We start from the raw sequence: 19,201 nt of genomic DNA, 5'->3' as shown, positions 1-19,201 counted from the left end.
CGAGCGGTTCCTGGTGTTTTCTTGATATGGAGCCAAGCATGGAACAAACCGCACAAGACAAAGCCGGTATACTACCGCTGGAGAGCGCAACGCCCGCGCGCCTCGCGCCGGCGCTGCCAGCCAGTTCGGCTGAAAAAGCCAATATGATCATCCACTATTATCGCGGTGAGATCGGTCGGATGACGAGCTGGCGCGACCGGATAGATCGGACCACGAACTGGTCGATGACGGTGGTGGCCGGCCTACTTTCCGTGTCACTGTCGACGCCATCGTCGCACCATGGTGTCGTGCTGTTCGCCATGCTGCTCGTCTCGGTCTTTCTTCTGATCGAGGCGCGGCGCTATCGCTTCTTCGACGTCTACCGGGCAAGGGTGCGCCAGCTCGAGCGGCACTACTTCTCCCAGGCGCTCTGCCCGCAGGCCGAATTGAAGCCCGATTGGGCGGAAGCAATTGCTTCCAGCCTTCGACGGCCCGTATTCCTGATGGCATACCGCGAAGCGCTCTTTCGTCGCATTCGCCGTAACTACATTTGGATGTATCTCATCCTGCTCCTTGCCTGGGCGCTCAAGATATCAAGCCCGAAGCTGCAACAGAACGAAGCCCCCGCCGAGTTCGTCAGCAGTCTGTACCAAATCGTTCAGAACGCCCATCTAGGACCGCTGTATGGCGGCGTCGTGCTGGCGCTGGTCGGCGCCTTCTATGCTGCGTTACTCTTCGCCATCCTCTATCGGAAGCCGAAAGATGGGGAAATTGCCCATGGCGAGGTGCATGTCTGAGCTCAGTGCAGGATGAACTCGCCTTTCAAGGAGCGCCATTCGCTGGCCGCGATCATCTTCTTGTGCACATAGGTCACAGAGTGAAGCGGCCCCTCGATCTTGTCCTGCCAGAAGCGCAGGAAGCCACGCATCTCCGGAAAGTCCGGAGCCAGATCGTAGTGCTGCCAGATATAGGTCTGCAGCAGGGAAGGGTGATCGGGCAGGCGATAGAGGATCTGGGCGGTTGTCAGCCCATAGCCCTTCAGCATCAGTTCCATTTCGCTGTTCATGTGCCAGCGTTCCCCGTGTTCTCGTGGAATACGGATCGACGCGGGCGGTGTCATCGCTTCCGCGACCGACCGGGGCCGCGACCGACGCGGGCCCTGACATGATGGAAACATCTGTTGGTGAAGGAAGTGCTAATGGAGTTGAGGGGCGATCCAGGCCGGGTCGCCACCCGATAGTCATCGTTTCAGGTGACGGGTCAGGCGTGCCTCGATCGCGGCCCATGTATGACGCAGTGCCTCGACGATGGCGAGATAGAAAATCGCCGCCCAGAGATAGGTCTGATAGTCGAAGGTGCGCGAGAAGGCGTAGCGCGTCTGGCCCATGAGATCGAGAACGGTGACGACCGCGACGACGGCCGAGCCCTTGATCATGAAGATGATCTCGTTGCCATAGGGGCGAAGGGCGACGATCAGGGCTTGCGGCAGGATGATCTTCCAGAAGGTAATCGAGGTAGGTATGCCAAGGGATTTGGCACCTTCCGTCTGACCACGCGGTACGCTTTCGATCGCACCGCGCAGGATCTCCGCCTGATAGGCTGCCGTGTTCAGCGTCATGGCAAAGAGCGCGCAATACCAGGCCTCGCGGAAGAACCACCAGAGGCCTATGGCCTCGATCTGCGGACGAAAGGAGCCGAGGCCATAATAGATGAGGAAGATCTGCAACAGCATCGGCGTGCTGCGGAAGACATAGACATAGGCATAGGCGATCGTGTTCAGAATCGGGTTGCGTGCCATGCGCGCGAATGTGACGGGGACAGAAAGGAGCGCGCCGAGCGTGATTGAGCCGAAAGTCAGGATCAAGGTCGTGGCAAGACCGTCCAGGTATCGCCAGCCATAGCGTTCGATCTTTGCCGGGTCCCAACTCGATGCCAGGTACCAGACCAGGGCAAGTCCGAGAACAGCCCAGAGGGTCAGGATGGCATAGCCTGCGACGCGGGCCAGGTTAATACGGCTTGCTTTTGTCGGCGGCGCCGGGCGAGCGGGGATCATGTCCAGCGCATGGCTCATCGGTTTGCCTCCGCGCGGTTTGCCCAGCGTGCGATGGCATTCAGGCCGATCGACGAGACGGTGGCAAGCGCGAGATAGAGGAGGCAGGCAATCCCGTAGAACATGAAGGCTTCCTTGGTGACGCGTGCTGCCACACCGGTCTGCCGTACGATGTCGGCAAGGCCTATGACCGAGACGAGAGCCGTGTCCTTGAGGAGCACCAGCCAGAGATTGCTGAGGCCCGGGAGCGCGATGCGGATCAGTTGCGGCACGATGATCAGCCACATGGTCTTGCGCCGGCTCAGGCCGACTGCGCTTCCAGCTTCATACTGTCCACGGGGAATGGCCTGAAAGGCCGAGAGCAGAACTTCCGAGGCATAGGACGAGAAAACGACGGAGAGCGCGATCATGCCCGCAACAAATGCGTTGATTTCGACGCGCTGGTCGATGCCGAGCGAGGACAAGACGGACTGAACGAGAATCTGGAAGCCGAAATAGACGATGAAGAGGGTCAGCAGCTCGGGCAGTCCGCGAAAGATTGTCGTGTAGACGCCGGTCGCTGCCCGCAGGCTCCATTCTCCAGACTGGCGCGCCAGCGCAATCAGAAAGCCGAGGGCAAGGCCCACGGGCAGGGTCGCAAGTGCCAGCGAGATCGTCACCTTGACGCCGAATGCGATCTCGTCGCCCCAGCCGGTGTCGCCGCAGCCGACGAGCGTGTCCGCTGCAAACAGCCGGAAGAGCCCGATCGGTCCACAGAGCGGATCGAACGCGTAGTTGATCCAGTCCCAGATCGAGCCGAGCGCGGAAGACAATCCGCCCATGCCGTTCCCCCTTGGCGGTTTTTCCCGCCTTTTTTCATGTCGTTACAGTTCAAATGCAAAATGGCGGAAGTGTTGGACTTCCGCCACCTGGTTCTATCGGTTTATGCCGGGATCACTCGCCGTAGACGTCGAAATCGAAATACTTCTTGTTGATTTCGGCATATTTGCCGTTTGCGCGAATGGCCTCGATCGCAGCAGACAGCTTGTCTGCGAGTTCGGTTTCACCCTTGCGCACTGCAATGCCTGCCCCTTCACCATTGATCTCGACATCCACCTCAAGCGGGGTCAGGATCTTGCAGCAGGTGCCGGCGTCTGACTTCAGCCATTCCGACAACACGACGATGTCATCGACGACGGCGTCAACGCGGCCGCCTTCGAGGTCGAGCTTGTATTCATCAGCAGTCGGATAGAGCTTCAGCTCGCTGTCCGCCATGTGCTTTTCGGCATAGTTGGCATGGGTCGTGGAGGACTGCGCGCCAATTGCCTTGCCCTTCAGGCCGGCCAGATCGGTGATCGGGGAGTCCTTGGGAACGGCGACGGCCGGCGGCGTGTTGTAATACTTCTTCGAGAAGTCGACTTTCTCCAGGCGCTCTGGGGTGATCGACATGGACGCGATGATCGCGTCGAACTTCTTGGCTTGAAGGGCCGGAATGATGCCGTCCCAATCCTGTGTGACGAATTCGCAGGAGACCTTCATTTCTTCACAAAGCGCATTGGCGATATCGATGTCGAAGCCAACCAGGGTGCCATCGGCTTCCAGATTGTTGAAGGGCGGGTAAGCGCCTTCAGTGCCGATGATCAGCTTCTCTTGAGCCATCGTCGAGCCGGCAAAGAGCGACAGGGCAGCGATGGAAGCTGCGGCCAGAAAACGTGTCGGAATACGCATGAGATCCTCTCTGTTGGGTGGACGCCGTTTGTTGTTGTAAGGCGGCTATCCGTGATCGTGTGGCATGGTCGACCACACTTGGGCCCAATATTCGTCCGGTTTTACAGCCGAAATCAACAACAAACCGCGTGATCGACAAAATTTGCCCCCTTTAAATCCGCCGGGGGCCACGAAAGACATTTTTTTGTTCCATCCAGCCTTGTTCGGTGGAGCAAAAGCCGTTCCAACTCGTTCAGCCACGGTTAATTATGCGAAATCTAGTTTGGCCGCAGCTTCGGTTCGCACAATCGAGCATGCATTCAACAGCACGGATCCGGATGACACTGTCACTGGCCCGTGCGTAGGGAAGGAAACGCAAGGTATGTTCAAGAAGAGATTGCTCAACACGGTGGCAATCCCGGTCCTGTCCGTCGCGGTACTGGCAAAACCGGTCGCTGCGTCTGTCACCGGACACCCAGAACGCCAGACGCAAACGCGGCAGGCTGAAGAACAGCTGATCCAGCTGGCCCAGGCCGTCACCTGCAACGATGGTTCGGAAGCGCCTGACGCCGAGACTTGTGCTGCCCGCGACGCACAGGCTGCGGCCGAGGAAGAAGCACGCCGCCAGGCGGAAGCCGAAGCGCAGCGTGCGGCCGAAGAGGAAGCCCAGCGCGCCGCTGAAGCTGAAGCTCAGGCTGCCGCGGAAGCGGAGGCGCAGCGTCAGGCAGAAGCAGAGGCTCAGGCAGCCGCCGAGGCCGAAGCCCAGCGCGCTGCTGAAGCAGAGGCTCAGGCTGCCGCAGAAGCGGAGGCACAGCGCCAGGCGGAAGCCGAGGCTCAGGCCGCCGCTGACGCGGAAGCCCAGCGTCAGGCCGAGGCAGAAGCCCAGGCCGCTGCCGAGGCAGAGGCACAGGCAGCCGCTGACGCGGAAGCACAGGCCGCTGCTGAAGCTGAAGCTCAGCGTGCCGCCGAAGCAGAAGCCCAGCAACAGGCAGAAGCCGAGGCGCAGCGTGCCGCTGAAGCGGAAGCCGAAGCCCAGCGCGCAGCTGAAGAGGCTCAGCAGGCCGAGCCGGCCGTCGAAGAACAGCCCGCCACCGTTACCTGCGCCGATGGATCGCAGGCCGCTTCTGAAGCAGAATGCGCTGCACCTGCCCAGCCGGAAGAACAGCCGGTGGAAGAGCAGCCTGCTCAGACGGAAGAGCAGCCTGCGGAAGAGGTGCAGCCTACGCCGGATCCGGCTGCTCCGGAACAGACCGAAGAACTGCCGACCGAAGAGCAGGCAACCGGAGAAGAGGTCCCCGCCGAAGCCCAGCCGGAAGGCGAGCAGGTTCTCGTGCCCGCAGTCGAGCCTACGGAGGATCAGCCGGTTCAGCAGATCACCGATACCCGGACCACTGAGGAGAAGGAGGCTATCGCCGAAGACCCGTCGCAGACGTCTGAAACCGTCGTGCTTCCCGTCGACAACGGTGCCGCCGTCCTCGACAGCGACAAGGATGCCGACAACAGCGGTGGCGAGAATGTCCGTCAGCAGCGCAGCGAACTGAGGGCCCAGGAAGACGTGGCTCCTCCGCCGGAGACGGATGCCGATGCTCAGTCCGAGGCCGTGGCCTTCGATCCGCAGACGTTGCAGGCAACTGTCTCCGAGCAAGGCACCACCATGGATGTCGCGCCGACCTTCGAAGTGCCGACCACGGTTACTAACGTGACCAACAGCACCGTGACCAATAACGTCACCAACAATGTCACGAACAACAACGTGACGAACAACACGGTCATCCAGAACAACGTGGTCAATCAAGTCACGGAAGTCCGGGTCATTGAGCAAGTCGACAACCGCACCGTCATCAATGTCGGCAACCAGATTGTCGTTCGTAGTGACGACCGGCCGCGTCTGCGTTGGGATGCGGACCGTACCTATTACGAGCAGCTGCCGCGTGGTCGCACGCGCGAAACCATCGAGCGTGCCGATGGCAGCAAGCTGGTGACAGTCTACAACCGCTACGGTGACATCATCATCCGCTCGCGTATCTCGCCGCGCGGCCGCGAATATGTCCTGATCTATTCGCCAGAGGCCGATAGCGAACGTCCTCGCGTCCTCGTGGATGTGGGGCTATCGCTGCCGCCGATGCGTCTGACCATCCCGGTCGACGACTATATCGTCAGCACGACGCGTTCGCCAGATCGTGACTACTACGACTTCCTCGCCCGCCCGCCGGTCGAGCGTGTTGAGCGCGTCTACTCGATCGACGAAGTCAAGTCGTCGGCGCGTATCCGTGACAAGGTCCGTCGTATCGATCTCGACACCATCACCTTCCCGTCGGGTTCGGCCGAGGTGCCGCTCGAACAGGCCCGCACCCTGCGCCGCGTGGCCCAGGCCATGGAAAAGCTACTCGAAAACGATCCGGGCGAAGTCTTCCTGATCGAAGGCCATACGGACGCCGTCGGTTCGGATCGTTCGAACCTGATCCTTTCGGACAAGCGTGCGGAAACCGTCGCCAACCTGCTCACCGAGGTCTACGGCATCCCGCCGGAGAACATGTCGGTCCAGGGTTACGGCGAGCGCTTCCTGAAGATCCGCACGGAAGCCGCCGAACAGCAGAACCGTCGCGTGGCCATTCGCCGCGTCACAACGCTGGTTCGCCCTGCGAACGTGTCGAGCAACAACTGATCGACCACGCTCACGAAAGAAAGAAGGCCGCCGGAGCGATCCGGCGGCCTTTTCTTTTGGTGCAATGTCAGGTGCGGGGTGGGAGCTCCGTGACGGCGGCGATGAAGTCCGCAATCGCCTGGGTATCATCGAGGTCGAAGACCGGAAGATCGGTGTCCTCCACCCGGTGATCGGCCGCGATCGCGCGGATGTGCGGATCGGATGGCGCCAAGGGTTCTCGATTGGCGGATGCTTCCCGCCGCGCTTCGATCTTCGGCACGGGCTCGCGCTTGTAGCCCTCGATCAGCACGAGGTCGCAGGGGCCGATGCGGGCGAGGATTTCCTCGAAGCTCGGTTCTGGAGCGCCACGCAGCTCATGCATGATGGCATAACGAGTACCGGACACGATGACGACTTCATGGGCGCCGGCCTCCCGGTGCCGGTAGCTGTCGGCTCCGACCTTGTCGATGTCGAAGTCATGATGGGCGTGCTTGATGGTCGAAATCTTGTAGCCGCGGCGAGTGAATTCCTCGACGAGCCGCACGGCAAGCCCGGTTTTTCCGGAATTCTTCCAGCCGGCAATGCCGAAGATGCGCGGAGCGTTCGTCATACTGTACCCTGTTCGATGATGGCCTCGGCCATTGCGAGGTCCTCGGGCGTGTTGATGTTGAAGAAGGGATCGACCGGACCGAAGGGTCCTTCGAAGGATGCGAACTCCACGGTCTCGTTTGGGTGGCGGGCGACGAAGTCGAAGACGCGGCGGTGATCGGGGTCGTCAAGCCAGCGTTCGAGATCGTCCGCCAGCGTGACCGGCCAGAGGGCGGTGATAGGATGGGTGCGGCCGTTGCAGGCAGCCAGCATGATCGCGTCGCCTCTCACCCCGTCTTGCAGGCGCCTTACCAGGTCGCACGGCAGAAAGGGGTTGTCGCACGGTGTAGTCAGAATATGTGTGGGTCCGCCAGGTAGTTCGGCAAATAGCTTCACGCCTGCGAGCACGCCAGCGAGGGGGCCGGGTCGGTCTGGCCTCGTATCCTGGAGGAGGGGAAGGCGTGCGGCCAGCGGATGACCTTCGGACGCATTGAGGTAGACCGCCGAAGTCTGCGGCCGCAACCGGTCGGCAACCCTCAGGGCAAGCGGCGTCGTGCCCAGGATCAGTTCCGCCTTGTCCCGGCCCATTCGGCGCGACAGGCCGCCAGCGAGAATGACGGCTGGGGGGCGGCTGTCCTGCGTCATGGGGTCACCGCTCTTCGCCCGGGGCAAAGCGCAGGAAAACCACTGCGACGAGGGCGAGAAGGCAGCAGGCGAGCATGACGAGCATCAAGGGCATGGCGCCGCTCTCGACCGACAGGATGCGGGATGCAATCCAGGAGACGAAGGCGCCGCCGCCCATGGTGATCGCGCCACCGAGCCCGGAAGCCGAGCCCGCGAGTTCCGGCCGGACGCTGACGATGCCGGCATTGGTGCTCGGCAGGGAGAGGCCATTGCCGAAGCCGACGACGACCTGCGGGGCGAAGAAGGCCAGATAGGAGACATATCCCTGGGCAAGCAAGATGATCGGAATGGCGGCGCCGACCAGGGCGACCACGCCACCGACCAGCATCATCATATCAATCCCGGCACGACGGGCGAAACGTCCGGAGAGATAATTGCCAGCGATATAACCGGCTGCGATGAACATGAACTGCAGGCCGAGCATGCTGGGTGTCAGGCCCAGCAGCGTGCCACCGACAAAGGGTGCGCCGCCGAGAAAGGCGAAGAAGGCGCCAGAGGTAAAGGTGCCAGCCATGGTGTATCCCCAGAAGCGGGGCGAGGCGAGAAGTCTCGGCCAGGCCCGGAACTGCTCGGAAAAACTGCCGCTCTTTTGCCGGTTGGTTTCGCCGAGGTCGCGATAGACGAGCAACAGAACGGCAAGGGCTGCAATCAGGATGGCTGTAAAATTCGAGCGCCAGCCGAAATTGTCGCTGAGCACCCCGCCAAGCGTCGGGCCGATCATCGGGATCAGCGTCATGCCCATGGTGACATAACCGATCATCGAGGCGGCTTCGTCCATCGGGACCATGTCGCGGATGATGGCGCGGGAGAGAACGAGGCCGGCGACCACGGCCGTCTGGATCATCCGGGCGAAGGTCAGGATCTCGATCGAGCTTGCCAGCAGGCAGACCAGCGAGGAAACAATTAGGATCAGCAGAGCGCCGATCATCACCGGACGCCGGCCGTAGCGGTCGGACAGAGGGCCGATCACCAGCTGGACCAGGGCGGTCATCGCAATATAGCCGGAGACCAGCACCTGCACCCGGTCGTAGTCGACGCCCAAGTCGAGCGCCATGGCCGGCAGCGCCGGCAGAAAGATGTTCATCGTCAATGCCGACAGTCCGGCCACCGCCACGAGACTGACGATATGCGGGGCCGTGGTCCTGTCGAGAAAGCGAGACTGCTGCTGCACGCTCAAATGTCCTTGCACTGCAAACGTGATCAGCCCGGGGAGGCCGGATCGGCGCGGCGGGCGAGGGCCGCCTTTCGCTTGCTCTCGCGATAGAATGTGTAAAGGCCAGAGCCAATGACAATAGCGGCGCCAACGACCATCCAGATATCCGGCACTTCGCCGAAGAAGAGCATGCCGAGCAGAACCGCCCAGAGGAGGCTGGTGTAGCGGAAGGGCGCGATGAAGGAGATCTCGCCGGTGCGCATGGCCATGATGATCGCCTGGTAACCGGCAAACAGGAAGATTGAGGCAAAGGCGAGCTTGCCGAGCGCGCTGCCGGACATGGGTTGCCAGCCGCCAAAGACGGGAATGAGCAGCAGGCCGGCAAAGGAGATGGAGGCTGCGGTGAAAAGCGTGACGGAGAGCGACGAGATGCTCGGATCGATCCGGCGCGTCACGAGATCACGGCCGGCTGCCGTGATGACGCAGAAGACGATGTAGAGCGAGGCGAGCGTGAAGCCCTCCGGGCCGGGCTGGATGATGACGAGCACACCAATGAAGCCAAGGCCGATCGCCGTCCATCGGCGCCAGCCCACCGGCTCCTTGTAGAAGAGCGCGGCGCCAAGGGTCACGGCCAGAGGCAGGGACTGCAGGATTGCCGAGGCATTGGCGAGCGGCACCTGGCCGAGTGCCGCAAGGAAGGCGACGGCTGCGACCGTTTCGAAGGCGATGCGGATCAGGATCAGGGGCTGCAGGATGTTCCTGATGTGGTCGAGCGCGCCCATGCGACGCGCAACGATATAGACCAGAACGGCGGTAAAGGCGCCGCGCACGAACATGATCTGCGCCACGGTCAGTTCCGCGGTAACCGATTTCGTCAGAGCGTCGTTGAAGGTGAAGCCCGCCATCGAGATCGCCATCAGAAGGGCGCCTCGGGTGTTCTCGGATAATGCCATGCTCGATTCCCGTGCGTACCCGCTGGTTCTAAACCAAGCAGCACGCGCGAGAAACCTTATTCCCACTGTAATGACCCTGAAACGATGCTGCAGTGCCAAAAACGCGGTGGCCGGTTAACCTTTGCTCAAGCTCCCGAAGACAAGCTCGCCGATGGAACTGCATGAGGCGGCTCCTTTCCTTCGATCCTGCGCGATGAGCTCGCGGGATTTCGGCCTTTCCGAGGGTCTCATGAGTTTTATTGATCGCCTCCTGCAAAGTCGCAGGATCGTCACCAAAGTTTTGCTTTTTGTCGTTCCTCTTGTTCTGCTCATGGCCGGTGTCGGCCTCCTGGGCTATTGGACTGCCACCACCCTCAACGGCCATATGACCGTCACGCGTGCCACGATCGGCAATATCAGCGACTTGGAAAAGCTGCAGCAGGGCCTGCAGGAGTTCAGCCTTGATCCGACAGAGGAGAGCAGGGCAGCTCTTCTTTCGGCCATCGACGGCCAGGACAGGGGGCTCGGCGTTCTGAACGGCGTGCTCGCCAAGCAGGCTCAGACGGCTGATCTTTCGGCGCTGACGCAGTTGCCGGCGCAGATGCGGGTTCAGACGTCGACGCTTTGGGACAACAAGACCGCGCGAGAACAGCTGGATTCCGGCCTGAATGCGGCCGTTGCCGCCTTGCAGGCGGAGAGCCAGCAGATCGTCAAGCAGGTCGATTTCGTCCGCAACGATCTTGCCGGCAAGGAGCGCTTCGCCAAGGAGTTGCTGTTCGACGCCTCTGCCTTCAAGACGCTGCTTGACCGTCTCGGCAAATTGCGTGTCGGCGTGCAGATGGCTTTCACTCCCGAAGAGCAGCTGGACGAAGCGAAACTCTATCTCGCACCGATGCAGAAGGATCTGGCCAAGGCCAACGAGATCGCCTCCGAAAAGGGCAAGGTTCTGGTCGGCGAAGTCGGCGCTGCGATCGGCAAGATCGAAACGATCCTCGGGCAATCCACCCCAGTTGATGCCAGGGCCCGAGAACTCGGCCTCGTGCTTTCCGAACTCGTCGAGATCGAGCAGAAGATCACGTTGCAGGCCGCCAAGAACAGCGATGTCGCCGCCGACCGCTTCGTCAGCCTTGACCGGCTCGTCGCCGAGCAGAAGGAGCTGATGGCCCTGGTCGATACCGCAGCACTCGGTGTTGCAACCATCGAATTGCGGGTCCAGCAGATGCTGGGGTCGCTGGACGACGCACGCCGTGTGGTGGTCATCAACGAGATGGAAGCACTCCAGACACTGGCCGGCCGGATCTCCGAGCTCGGTGCCAAGAACAGTGCGCTTCGCGACTTCCCCCAGAAGATTGCGCCGCATCTGCTCGCGATCACCGAAAAGTCCCAGGCGATGCTGGACGCAGGCCGGAGCTGGCAGAACGAACGGCTGGCCGCCAATGCGGCAGTGTCGGCCGCCATGGAATCGCTTCGCAATTTCGTCGCCCAAGCTCAGGAAATCGGCCGCGAGGACAGCGAAAGGTCCGCGACGATCTCCGTCATCACCATGGTCGTCGGCACGCTGCTCGCGATCATCGGCGGACTGATGCTGGTGGAAACGCTGCGTGCGCCACTGAAGCGGATCACCGGCGTGATGTCGAGACTGGCGAGTGGCGACCTGTCTGTTCCGATCGAGGGCCGCAATCGCGGCGACGAAATCGGCGATATGGTGCGGTCGGTTACCGTCTTCCGTGATGCGGCGCTCGAAAACCGCCGCCTGGAAGAAGAGGCGGAAGCTGCGCGCACCCGTTCGGAGCAGGAAAGCGCGCAGCGTGCCCAGGACCGGGCCCGTGTCGAGGCCGACCAGCGGTCTGCGCTCGAAGCTCTGTCTTCTGTGCTTGAGGCACTTGCCAACGGTCAGCTCAACGTCTCCATGCGTGACGACCTGCCGGCCGATTTCGTCGCCATGGCCTCGACCTACAACCAAGCTGTGGAAGCCCTGCGGGCGACCCTCGAAGAGGTTCGTGCGGCAAGCGTCGACATCAATGCCGGCACCGAGAACCTTGCTGTCTCCGCCGACGATCTTGCGCGCCGGACCGAGCAGCAGGCCGCGGCGCTTGAGGAAAGCGTGAGGGCGCTCTCGCATCTAAGCGATGTCGTACGCTCGACGGCTGATGGGGCAGGGCGCACCGCACAATCCGTGCAGTCCGCGCGTGATCATGCCCGCCAGTCCGGCGTGGTGGTCAAGAAGGCGGTCGAGGCCATGGCTGAAATCAGCCGTTCGTCTGAAAAGATCTCGACCATCATCGGGGTCATCGACGAGATCGCGTTCCAGACGAATCTGCTGGCACTGAATGCGGGTGTCGAAGCGGCCCGAGCCGGCGAGGCTGGTCGTGGCTTTGCTGTCGTCGCACAGGAAGTGCGTGACCTTGCACAGCGCTGCGCCAATGCAGCTAAGGAGATCAAGACGCTGATCTCCGTCAGCGGTAATCAGGTCAAGTCGGGTGTCGAACTGGTCGAGAATACCGGTGTCGCGCTGCAGTCGATCATCGATCAGGTCGAAGAGGTGCAGTCGCTGGTGGAACGCATTTCGGCTGCGACCCGCGAGCAGTCGACCGGCATCAGCGAGGTGACGTCTGCCGTGCGAGATGTCGAGCTGATTACCCAGCAGAACGCCGCCATGGTCGAGGAGAACAATGCTGAGATCCAGGGCCTGCGCCAGCGCGTCGATATCCTGATGCACAAGATCTCGCGCTTTCGGACCGATACTGAGCGCGGTGCACCGCAGGCCTATCGCCGCTCGGCGTAAGTGTGAAGAATAAGCCGGCGGCGCTTAGCCGCCGGTGACGCTCATGTGGCGGGCCACCGCTGGTTTGCGGTGATTGCGATCGATGATAAAGTCGTGGCCCTTGGGCTTGCGCGAAATCGCTTCGTCGATTGCGGCAGAGAGATAGGCATCATCGTCGGAGGCCCGCAGTGCCGTGCGCAAGTCGGCGGCATCATCCTGACCGAGGCACATGTAGAGCGTGCCTGTGCAGGTCAGGCGAACGCGGTTGCAGCTTTCGCAGAAATTGTGGGTGAGTGGCGTGATGAAGCCGAGGCGCCCGCCGGTTTCCTTCACCTCGACGTAACGGGCCGGGCCGCCGGTGCGGTAGGGAATTTCGTCGAGGGTAAACTGTTCGTCGAGCCGCTGGCGCACGAGGGAGAGCGGCAGATACTGGTCTGTCCGATCCTCGCCGGTCTCGCCCATGGGCATGGTCTCGATCAGTGTCAGATCCATGCCTTCGCCATGGGCGAAGCGCAGCAGCTCAGGTATCTCGTGCTCGTTGAAATCCTTCAGAGCGACAGCATTGAGCTTGATGCCGATGCCGGCTGCCTGCGCTGCGCGGATGCCTTCGAGCACCTTGTCCAATTCGCCCCAGCGGGTGATTTCCTTGAACTTTGCAGGGTCAAGCGTATCGATAGACACGTTGATGCGGCGAACGCCGCAATCCGCAAGCTCCGCGGCATGGCGGGCGAGTTGCGAGCCGTTGGTGGTCAGGGTCAGCTCGTCCAGACCGCTGCCGAGATGGCGGGAGAGGCCGCGTACGAGATGCATGATGTTCTTGCGCACCAGCGGTTCGCCACCTGTCAGGCGCAGCTTGCGCACGCCCTTGGCGATGAAGGCGGAACAGAGCCGGTCGAGCTCTTCCAGCGTCAGGAGATCCTTCTTCGGCAGGAAGGTCATGTTTTCCGCCATGCAATAGCTGCAGCGGAAATCGCATCGATCCGTTACGGAGACGCGCAGGTAGGTCACCGCGCGCCCGAAGGGGTCGATCATCGGGCTTGCTCGATCGACAAGCGGTTCTGCATGGCGCCAATCGGCGGGGCTATGATCCAAAAAAACTCTCCCGGTGTTTGGAGCAATGTGGTGCCAAGGCTAGCAGGCGTCAAGTTGACACCGCCCTGTGCGATCAATTCGGATTGCAAACGGCGCGGGTTCGACCTAGGTCTGCGCCAACCGCCTGGAACACTGCGAGGACTGCATGACCGAGATCTGGCCGACCGAACTGAAGGTGTCCAAGGACAGGCGCCTGCTGACCGTGAGCTTCAATGACGGTGTCGCAGCCGTGCTTCCTGCCGAGATGTTGCGCGTGCTGTCGCCCTCGGCAGAAGTCCAGGGCCATGGTCCAGGCCAGAAAGTCACCGTTCCAGGCAAGCGCAATGTCGCGATCCGGCAGATGGTGCCAACCGGTAATTATGCCGTTCGCATCGCCTTTGACGACGGCCATGATACCGGCATCTTCACCTGGAACTACCTGCGCGAACTCGGCGAGACCGGCGACGAAAAGTTCGCGGCTTACGAACAGGAACTGGCGGAGAAGAAACTCAGCCGCGATCCTCGCTGAGGTCAGGATCGACGAGCCCGTCCGAGGAAAGCATACGCTGGATCAAGAGGTCCATCGTCTCGGCGAGGTGTTGGCACTCGTCGAGCGGTGTTGCAGAGAGCGTCCGCTCGATGAGCTCCGTCTGGATGCGCATCGCCTGTTCGCTTAGGCTCCGGCCCTCTTCCGTCAGGAAAAGTCTCAGCACTCGCTTGTCCCGTTGGTCGGCCCTGCGCTCGAGAAGCCCGCGCTTTTCCATCTGCGGCAGCAGCATACTCATGTTGGAACGACCGACAAGCAGCTTGCGGGCGAGTTCCTGCTGGGAAATCCCCTCGAACCGATAGAGGTTGACCAGGATATCCAGGTGCGGCGGCTTGATGTCGAGGGGTGCCAGCGCGCGTGCGAGTGCCTGCTGCATGAGCTGGCAGGCGCGCGCCACCGATATCCAACTGCGAAAACGAGGATGGTCCCAGGGGAAGGCTTGCTTTTCGTTCATTCTTGTACTTTATTGTTCAGCATTGAACATTATGATGGGATTCCGACTATGCCATCCTTTCCTCTCAAGGTCACCCGCCTGGCTTTCGCGCAGCTGGAGAAGGTTTCGCCGACCGTTGCAGGCCGGATTGCCTTCGAGCTCTTCTGTCGAACCCCGAGCCGCCGCCCGAAAGGCGACAAGGCCAAACAGGTCTTCATCGTCGGGCGCAGTCGATTGAGGCAGGCTTCGACCGTTCGTTTGGCGCTTTCGCGCGGCATGGCTGCTGCCCATCACCTCAGCTCGGGGCCGGAAAGCGGCAATGGGGCACGGTTTCTCGTTGTTCACGGATGGGGCTCGCGGGCGGAATATCTCTCCGAGATGGCGCTCGGATTGCGCCAGACGGGTGCCGAAGTGGTCGTTCTCGATCTGCCCGGGCACGGCGCTTCCAGCGGGCGGCGGCTCGACCTCAAGATTGCGGCCGAAGCCATTGTCGCCGCCGAGCGCCATTTCGGCCGATTCGACGGTGTTGTCGGCCATTCCTTCGGTGGCGCTGCTGTCATGATGGCGGCGGGGCGGGTCTTTCCGGACCTGCAGCCGTTGAATGCGCCGAGGATCGCGCTGATCGGCTCACCCTCCAGCATGGGCGAGGTGTTCAACGGCTTCGCCTCCATGGTGGGGCTCGGACGTGGCAGCGTCGGCGCTATGCGCAATCGAGCCATGGATCTCGTCGGAGCGCAGGTCGAAGACTTGGATGGCGTCGCGGTGGCGCGGCGTATCGACCGGCCGCTGCTCGTGGTGCACGCGGAAGACGACAAGGAGGTCAATGTCGGCCATGCGCAGCGCTATATCGGCGTGTCGCCGCATGTCCGTCATCTCTGGGCGAATGGTCACGGACACCGCAGGATCGCCAGTGCGCCTGAGGTGATTTCTGCTGTCGCCTCTTTCCTGGCAGGCGCCGAGGGCGCGTCGAGGGCCGGGAACCGCAAGGTGTCATAGTCCCGTCATGGCTCTTGCCTAACCCGGAGCTGCCGCTAGGCTTGGGGGGAGTGAGGAGTCAGCATGACAGTGATAACGACGATCGAGGATCTGAAGGCCATTTACGGCGAGGCAGGCGAGGCATCGACCGCCAAGGTCACCGCATTCTTGACGCCGGCCTACAGGACGATGATCGAGCGCTCGCCTTTCGTGGCGCTCGCGACCGTTGGTCCGGAAGGCCTTGATTGCTCGCCCCGCGGTGATCGCGGCGCGGTGGTCCGCATCGAAGACGACCGGACGCTCGCGCTGCCGGACTGGCGCGGCAATAATCGCGTGGACTCGCTTCTGAACATCGTGCGCGACCCCCGCGTGGCGCTGATGTTCCTCATTCCGGGCTCGAACAGCGTCATGCGGATCAACGGCCGGGCGGTGGTTTCGGTCGCGCCCGAGCTCATCGAGAGCTTCGTTATGGATGGACACCATCCGCGAAGCGTCGTCGTGGTGACGATCGACGAGGCATACTTCCAGTGTGCGCGGGCCGTGATGCGGGCAGAACTTTGGAAAGTTGAAAGACAGGTCGCGGCGAACGACCTGCCGACGCCCGGCGAGATGCTGAAGGCTGCAAAGCAGGACTTCGATCGCGAAACCTATGATCGCGAATGGCCGGAGCGTGCAGCAAAGACGATGTGGTGATCTCGGGCAGCGATTACCGCTTGTAGATCAGCCAGCTCTTGGTGAAGTCCTTCTTCATCCCGTCTTCATAGGGCTTCGTCCGGTTCCTGCCGGCATTCTTGGCGCAGTAGAGGGCGATGTCGGACTTCGCGTAAAGTTCGCCCGCATCTTCGGAATCAGCGGCCATAGCGAAGCCCAGCGAGATGGTGATCGGGCCGTAATTGACGCCGGTCTTGGAATTTTTGAACGGCGTCGTTTCCAGTGCGATGCGGATGCGCTCGCAGGTCTGGTAGATTTCCTCTGCCGTGTTGCCCTCGACGATGATGGCAAACTCTTCACCGCCCGTGCGGGCCACGAAGCAGTCCTTTCGGACATTGCTGCGGATGACGGTGGCAACGGTCGCGAGGATCTTGTCGCCGACCGGATGGCCATAGGCGTCGTTGATCTTCTTGAAGTTGTCGATATCGGCGAGGACGAGGCCAGCCAGCGGTCTGGCATCGCTCGAGTAGACGGCGGCAAGCTTTTCGTCGAAGGCGCGACGATTGGCAATGCGCGTCAGGGAATCGGTGTTGGCAATCCGCTTGTATTCATCGAGCTCGCGACGGACTTCGTCCATCTCCTTCGAGCGCTCGGACATCTGTACGACGGTCTGTTCGCCGTGTGCCATGGTCGAGCCCGTGGCTTCCGTCAGGATGTTGATGGCGCTGCGCAGGATGTCGGCGCTGTTCGTGCTTTTCGAGTTGATCCGGTGATAGGTCTCGCCGAGGAGCCGGTTATAGCTTTGCAGCGATGTCTGTTCCTGCTGCAAGAGACGCAGCAATCCATCCAGTTCGCCGATCAGCTTCGAATGGGCATTCTCGATGGCGCGGCCCTGATGGCTGCCGAAATACTGCTCTCCGAGCGCGTCGAGTTCGTCTTGGTTGGCGCGACTGCCGAGCGCTGCCAGCTCGCGGGTGAGTGACGGGTTGGAGCCGATATAGGCTTCGTAGAACAGCTCGTAATTGCGCGGGATCGGGGCGACCCCCATCGAGCGCATCGCATATGTGATCTGTGCCGCGACGTCAGGTGCCTGCGTCTTTGGCGGTGTTGCCGTGCTCATTCGGCCAACTCCAATGGTCGTCACTCGAGACATTCAAGGGTCCAAAGATTCAATTAGCGGCAAATGATTGGAAAATGTTTAATCTTCTCGCCATGAGAAGTGACGGGCGCAAAATGAGCACTCAGCGCTCACTTGCGCAACCTCTTGTAAAACAAGCGGTAATTTGCCGTTGCGGAGGGAAACCTCCGCAACGTGCCAGCATTATTTTCGACGAGTTTCAGCCGAGATTGAATTCCTGGAAGAAATCGTTGCCCTTGTCGTCGGTGACGATGAAGGCCGGGAAGTCTTCGACTTCGATCTTCCAGACGGCTTCCATGCCGAGTTCAGGATACTCCAGAACTTCGACCTTCTTGATGCAATCCTGGGCGAGACGGGCGGCCGGGCCGCCGATCGAGCCGAGATAGAAGCCGCCATGGGTCTTGCAGGCCTCACGCACGGCGCGCGAGCGGTTGCCCTTGGCCAGCATCACCATCGAGCCGCCGAAAGACTGGAACTGGTCGACATAACTGTCCATACGGCCGGCGGTGGTCGGTCCAAAGGAGCCTGAGGCATAACCCGTTGGCGTCTTGGCCGGACCGGCGTAATAGACCGGATGGTTCTTCATGTAGTCCGGCATGCCTTCGCCCTTTTCCAGGCGATCGCGGATCTTGGAATGGGCGAGGTCGCGGGCAACGATGATCGTGCCGGTCAGCGACAGGCGGGTCTTGACCGGGTGTTTGGTGAGTTCGGCCAGAATACCGCTCATCGGCTGGTTGAGGTCGATCTTGACCACCGAAGACGACAGGGCGGTATCGTCGATCTCGGGCATGTATTTCGACGGATCGGTTTCCAGCTGCTCGATATAGATGCCGTCCTTGGTGATCTTGCCCTTGGCCTGGCGGTCGGCGGAACAGCTAACACCGAGGCCGATCGGCAGCGATGCGCCGTGGCGGGGGAGACGGATGACGCGCACGTCATGACAGAAATACTTGCCGCCGAACTGCGCGCCGACGCCCATCGACTGGGTCAGCTTGTGGATTTCCTTCTCCATCTCGATGTCCCGGAAGGCGTGGCCGCTTTCGGAGCCTTCGGTCGGGAGGTCGTCGAGATAGCGCGCCGAGGCGAGCTTGACGGTCTTCAGCGTCATCTCGGCGGAAAGGCCGCCGATGACGATCGCCAGATGGTAGGGAGGACAGGCTGCCGTCCCTAACGTGAGGATCTTCTCCTTGAGGAAGTCGATCATCCGGTCATGGGTCAGAAGCGACGGTGTGCCCTGGTAGAGGAAAGTCTTGTTTGCTGAACCGCCACCCTTCGCCATGAACAGAAACTTGTAGGCGTCCTCGCCCTCTTCGTAGAGGTCGATCTGGGCGGGGAGGTTGGTCTTGGTGTTCTTTTCCTCGAACATCTTGATCGGGGCGAGCTGCGAGTAACGCAGATTGCGGCGCTCATAAGCGTCGCGCACGCCTTTGGCCAGTGCAGCGTAGTCCTGACCATCCGTCCAGACGCGGCGACCTTTCTTACCCATGACGATTGCAGTACCCGTGTCCTGACACATCGGCAGGATGCCGCCGGCGGCGATGTTGGCGTTCTTCAGGAGGTCGAAGGCGACGAAGCGATCATTGTCGGTCGCCTCGGGGTCTTCGAGGATCGAGGCAAGCTGTTTCAAGTGGCCGGGACGCAGCAGGTGATTGATGTCCGAAAGCGCGGTCTCCGCGAGGAGACGCAGGCCCTCAGGCTCGACGGTCAGGATCTCCTGACCCTTGAAAGTTTCGACCGAAACATAATCGGATGTGATCTTGCGATAGGGGGTGAGGTCTTCGCCTAGGGGAAAGAGATCGTCTGCCATCACAGGGCCTTTCGTGGCATCAGCTTGGAGTTTGCGGTGGTTTAAGCGCAAGCCCTTAAGATTTCAATGCGGCGAAAGCCGAAGGCTCAAGCGTTGACA

Annotated in this window: 18 protein-coding genes; 6 read left to right on the top strand and 12 right to left on the bottom strand. The window is 61.4% G+C overall.

Annotation, left to right across the window (positions count from 1 at the left end):
- Positions 1 to 38 precede the first annotated feature (38 nt).
- On the top strand, positions 39 to 776 hold the full coding sequence (locus ACQKP1_RS11575; RefSeq protein ID WP_203020036.1) for a DUF2270 domain-containing protein: 738 nt from the start codon (positions 39 to 41) through the stop codon (positions 774 to 776).
- A 2-nt stretch (positions 777 to 778) separates the two neighbouring features.
- On the opposite strand, the gene ACQKP1_RS11570 is transcribed toward ACQKP1_RS11575, so the two are convergent.
- From ACQKP1_RS11570 to ACQKP1_RS11555, 4 genes are all read right to left on the bottom strand, one after another.
- Positions 779 to 1,045, bottom strand: coding sequence for an usg protein (locus ACQKP1_RS11570; protein ID WP_006726048.1), 267 nt, complete (start codon positions 1,043 to 1,045; stop codon positions 779 to 781).
- A gap of 174 nt (positions 1,046 to 1,219) precedes the next feature.
- Positions 1,220 to 2,050: an ABC transporter permease gene (locus ACQKP1_RS11565; RefSeq protein ID WP_427275330.1), complete on the bottom strand. Its 831-nt coding sequence runs from the start codon at positions 2,048 to 2,050 to the stop codon at positions 1,220 to 1,222.
- Positions 2,047 to 2,850: an ABC transporter permease gene (locus ACQKP1_RS11560; RefSeq protein WP_427275329.1), complete on the bottom strand. Its 804-nt coding sequence runs from the start codon at positions 2,848 to 2,850 to the stop codon at positions 2,047 to 2,049. Before ACQKP1_RS11560 ends, ACQKP1_RS11565 begins: the two co-directional genes overlap by 4 nt.
- Positions 2,851 to 2,962: 112 nt before the next feature.
- Entirely contained in the window at positions 2,963 to 3,736 is a 774-nt protein-coding gene (locus ACQKP1_RS11555; protein ID WP_006726051.1) for an ABC transporter substrate-binding protein, read from the bottom strand.
- Between the two features lie 361 nt (positions 3,737 to 4,097).
- Here ACQKP1_RS11555 and ACQKP1_RS11550 point away from each other — a divergent pair, with 361 nt between their 5' ends.
- Complete coding sequence (locus tag ACQKP1_RS11550) at positions 4,098 to 6,380, top strand: OmpA family protein (RefSeq protein WP_427275328.1); 2,283 nt, start codon at positions 4,098 to 4,100, stop codon at positions 6,378 to 6,380.
- Between the two features lie 67 nt (positions 6,381 to 6,447).
- On the opposite strand, the gene mobB is transcribed toward ACQKP1_RS11550, so the two are convergent.
- Genes mobB through ACQKP1_RS11530 form a run of 4 tightly spaced genes read right to left on the bottom strand, consistent with a single transcriptional unit; the run spans position 6,448 to position 9,737 of the window.
- A complete protein-coding gene (gene mobB / locus ACQKP1_RS11545; protein WP_427275327.1) occupies positions 6,448 to 6,969 on the bottom strand; it encodes a molybdopterin-guanine dinucleotide biosynthesis protein B in 522 nt (173 codons plus the stop codon).
- Positions 6,966 to 7,592, bottom strand: coding sequence for a molybdenum cofactor guanylyltransferase MobA (mobA, locus tag ACQKP1_RS11540; RefSeq protein ID WP_427275326.1), 627 nt, complete (start codon positions 7,590 to 7,592; stop codon positions 6,966 to 6,968). The genes mobB and mobA overlap by 4 nt, the downstream gene beginning before the upstream one ends.
- Before the next feature lie 4 nt (positions 7,593 to 7,596).
- Positions 7,597 to 8,802 (bottom strand): multidrug effflux MFS transporter, encoded by a 1,206-nt coding sequence (locus tag ACQKP1_RS11535; protein WP_427275325.1) that lies wholly within the window; start codon positions 8,800 to 8,802, stop codon positions 7,597 to 7,599.
- A gap of 29 nt (positions 8,803 to 8,831) precedes the next feature.
- Positions 8,832 to 9,737: a DMT family transporter gene (locus ACQKP1_RS11530; protein WP_427275324.1), complete on the bottom strand. Its 906-nt coding sequence runs from the start codon at positions 9,735 to 9,737 to the stop codon at positions 8,832 to 8,834.
- 229 nt (positions 9,738 to 9,966) lie between these two features.
- Here ACQKP1_RS11530 and ACQKP1_RS11525 point away from each other — a divergent pair, with 229 nt between their 5' ends.
- Positions 9,967 to 12,501: a methyl-accepting chemotaxis protein gene (locus ACQKP1_RS11525; protein WP_427275323.1), complete on the top strand. Its 2,535-nt coding sequence runs from the start codon at positions 9,967 to 9,969 to the stop codon at positions 12,499 to 12,501.
- A gap of 24 nt (positions 12,502 to 12,525) precedes the next feature.
- Here the strand turns inward: ACQKP1_RS11525 and moaA are convergent, their stop codons facing one another.
- Positions 12,526 to 13,512 carry a GTP 3',8-cyclase MoaA gene (gene moaA, locus ACQKP1_RS11520; protein ID WP_427276441.1) on the bottom strand — a complete coding sequence of 329 codons (987 nt, stop codon included), beginning with the start codon at positions 13,510 to 13,512 and terminating at the stop codon, positions 12,526 to 12,528.
- 205 nt (positions 13,513 to 13,717) lie between these two features.
- On the opposite strand from moaA, the gene ACQKP1_RS11515 reads away from it, so the two are divergent.
- Positions 13,718 to 14,080, top strand: a complete 363-nt coding sequence (locus ACQKP1_RS11515) for a gamma-butyrobetaine hydroxylase-like domain-containing protein (protein WP_203016491.1) — start codon at positions 13,718 to 13,720, stop codon at positions 14,078 to 14,080.
- On the opposite strand, the gene ACQKP1_RS11510 is transcribed toward ACQKP1_RS11515, so the two are convergent.
- Positions 14,061 to 14,552, bottom strand: a complete 492-nt coding sequence (locus ACQKP1_RS11510; protein ID WP_427275322.1) for a MarR family winged helix-turn-helix transcriptional regulator — start codon at positions 14,550 to 14,552, stop codon at positions 14,061 to 14,063. The two genes, ACQKP1_RS11515 and ACQKP1_RS11510, sit on opposite strands and share 20 nt — an antisense overlap.
- A 48-nt stretch (positions 14,553 to 14,600) precedes the next feature.
- On the opposite strand from ACQKP1_RS11510, the gene ACQKP1_RS11505 reads away from it, so the two are divergent.
- Together ACQKP1_RS11505 and ACQKP1_RS11500 are read left to right on the top strand one after the other, a co-directional pair.
- Complete coding sequence (locus ACQKP1_RS11505) at positions 14,601 to 15,527, top strand: alpha/beta hydrolase (RefSeq protein WP_427275321.1); 927 nt, start codon at positions 14,601 to 14,603, stop codon at positions 15,525 to 15,527.
- 63 nt (positions 15,528 to 15,590) lie between these two features.
- Positions 15,591 to 16,199: a pyridoxamine 5'-phosphate oxidase family protein gene (locus ACQKP1_RS11500; RefSeq protein WP_427275320.1), complete on the top strand. Its 609-nt coding sequence runs from the start codon at positions 15,591 to 15,593 to the stop codon at positions 16,197 to 16,199.
- 13 nt (positions 16,200 to 16,212) lie between these two features.
- Here ACQKP1_RS11500 and ACQKP1_RS11495 read toward each other — a convergent pair whose 3' ends face one another.
- Positions 16,213 to 17,277, bottom strand: a complete 1,065-nt coding sequence (locus tag ACQKP1_RS11495) for a GGDEF domain-containing protein (RefSeq protein WP_006726063.1) — start codon at positions 17,275 to 17,277, stop codon at positions 16,213 to 16,215.
- A 217-nt stretch (positions 17,278 to 17,494) separates the two neighbouring features.
- Positions 17,495 to 19,102, bottom strand: a complete 1,608-nt coding sequence (locus ACQKP1_RS11490; RefSeq protein ID WP_006726064.1) for a fumarate hydratase — start codon at positions 19,100 to 19,102, stop codon at positions 17,495 to 17,497.
- Positions 19,103 to 19,201: the final 99 nt, after the last annotated feature.

It is taken from the genome of Allorhizobium sp. NPDC080224 (genome assembly GCF_050281005.1).
Lineage (GTDB): Bacteria > Pseudomonadota > Alphaproteobacteria > Rhizobiales > Rhizobiaceae > Allorhizobium.
Note: the sequence above shows the minus strand (reverse complement) of the source record. Positions and strands in the feature narration are given on the sequence as shown.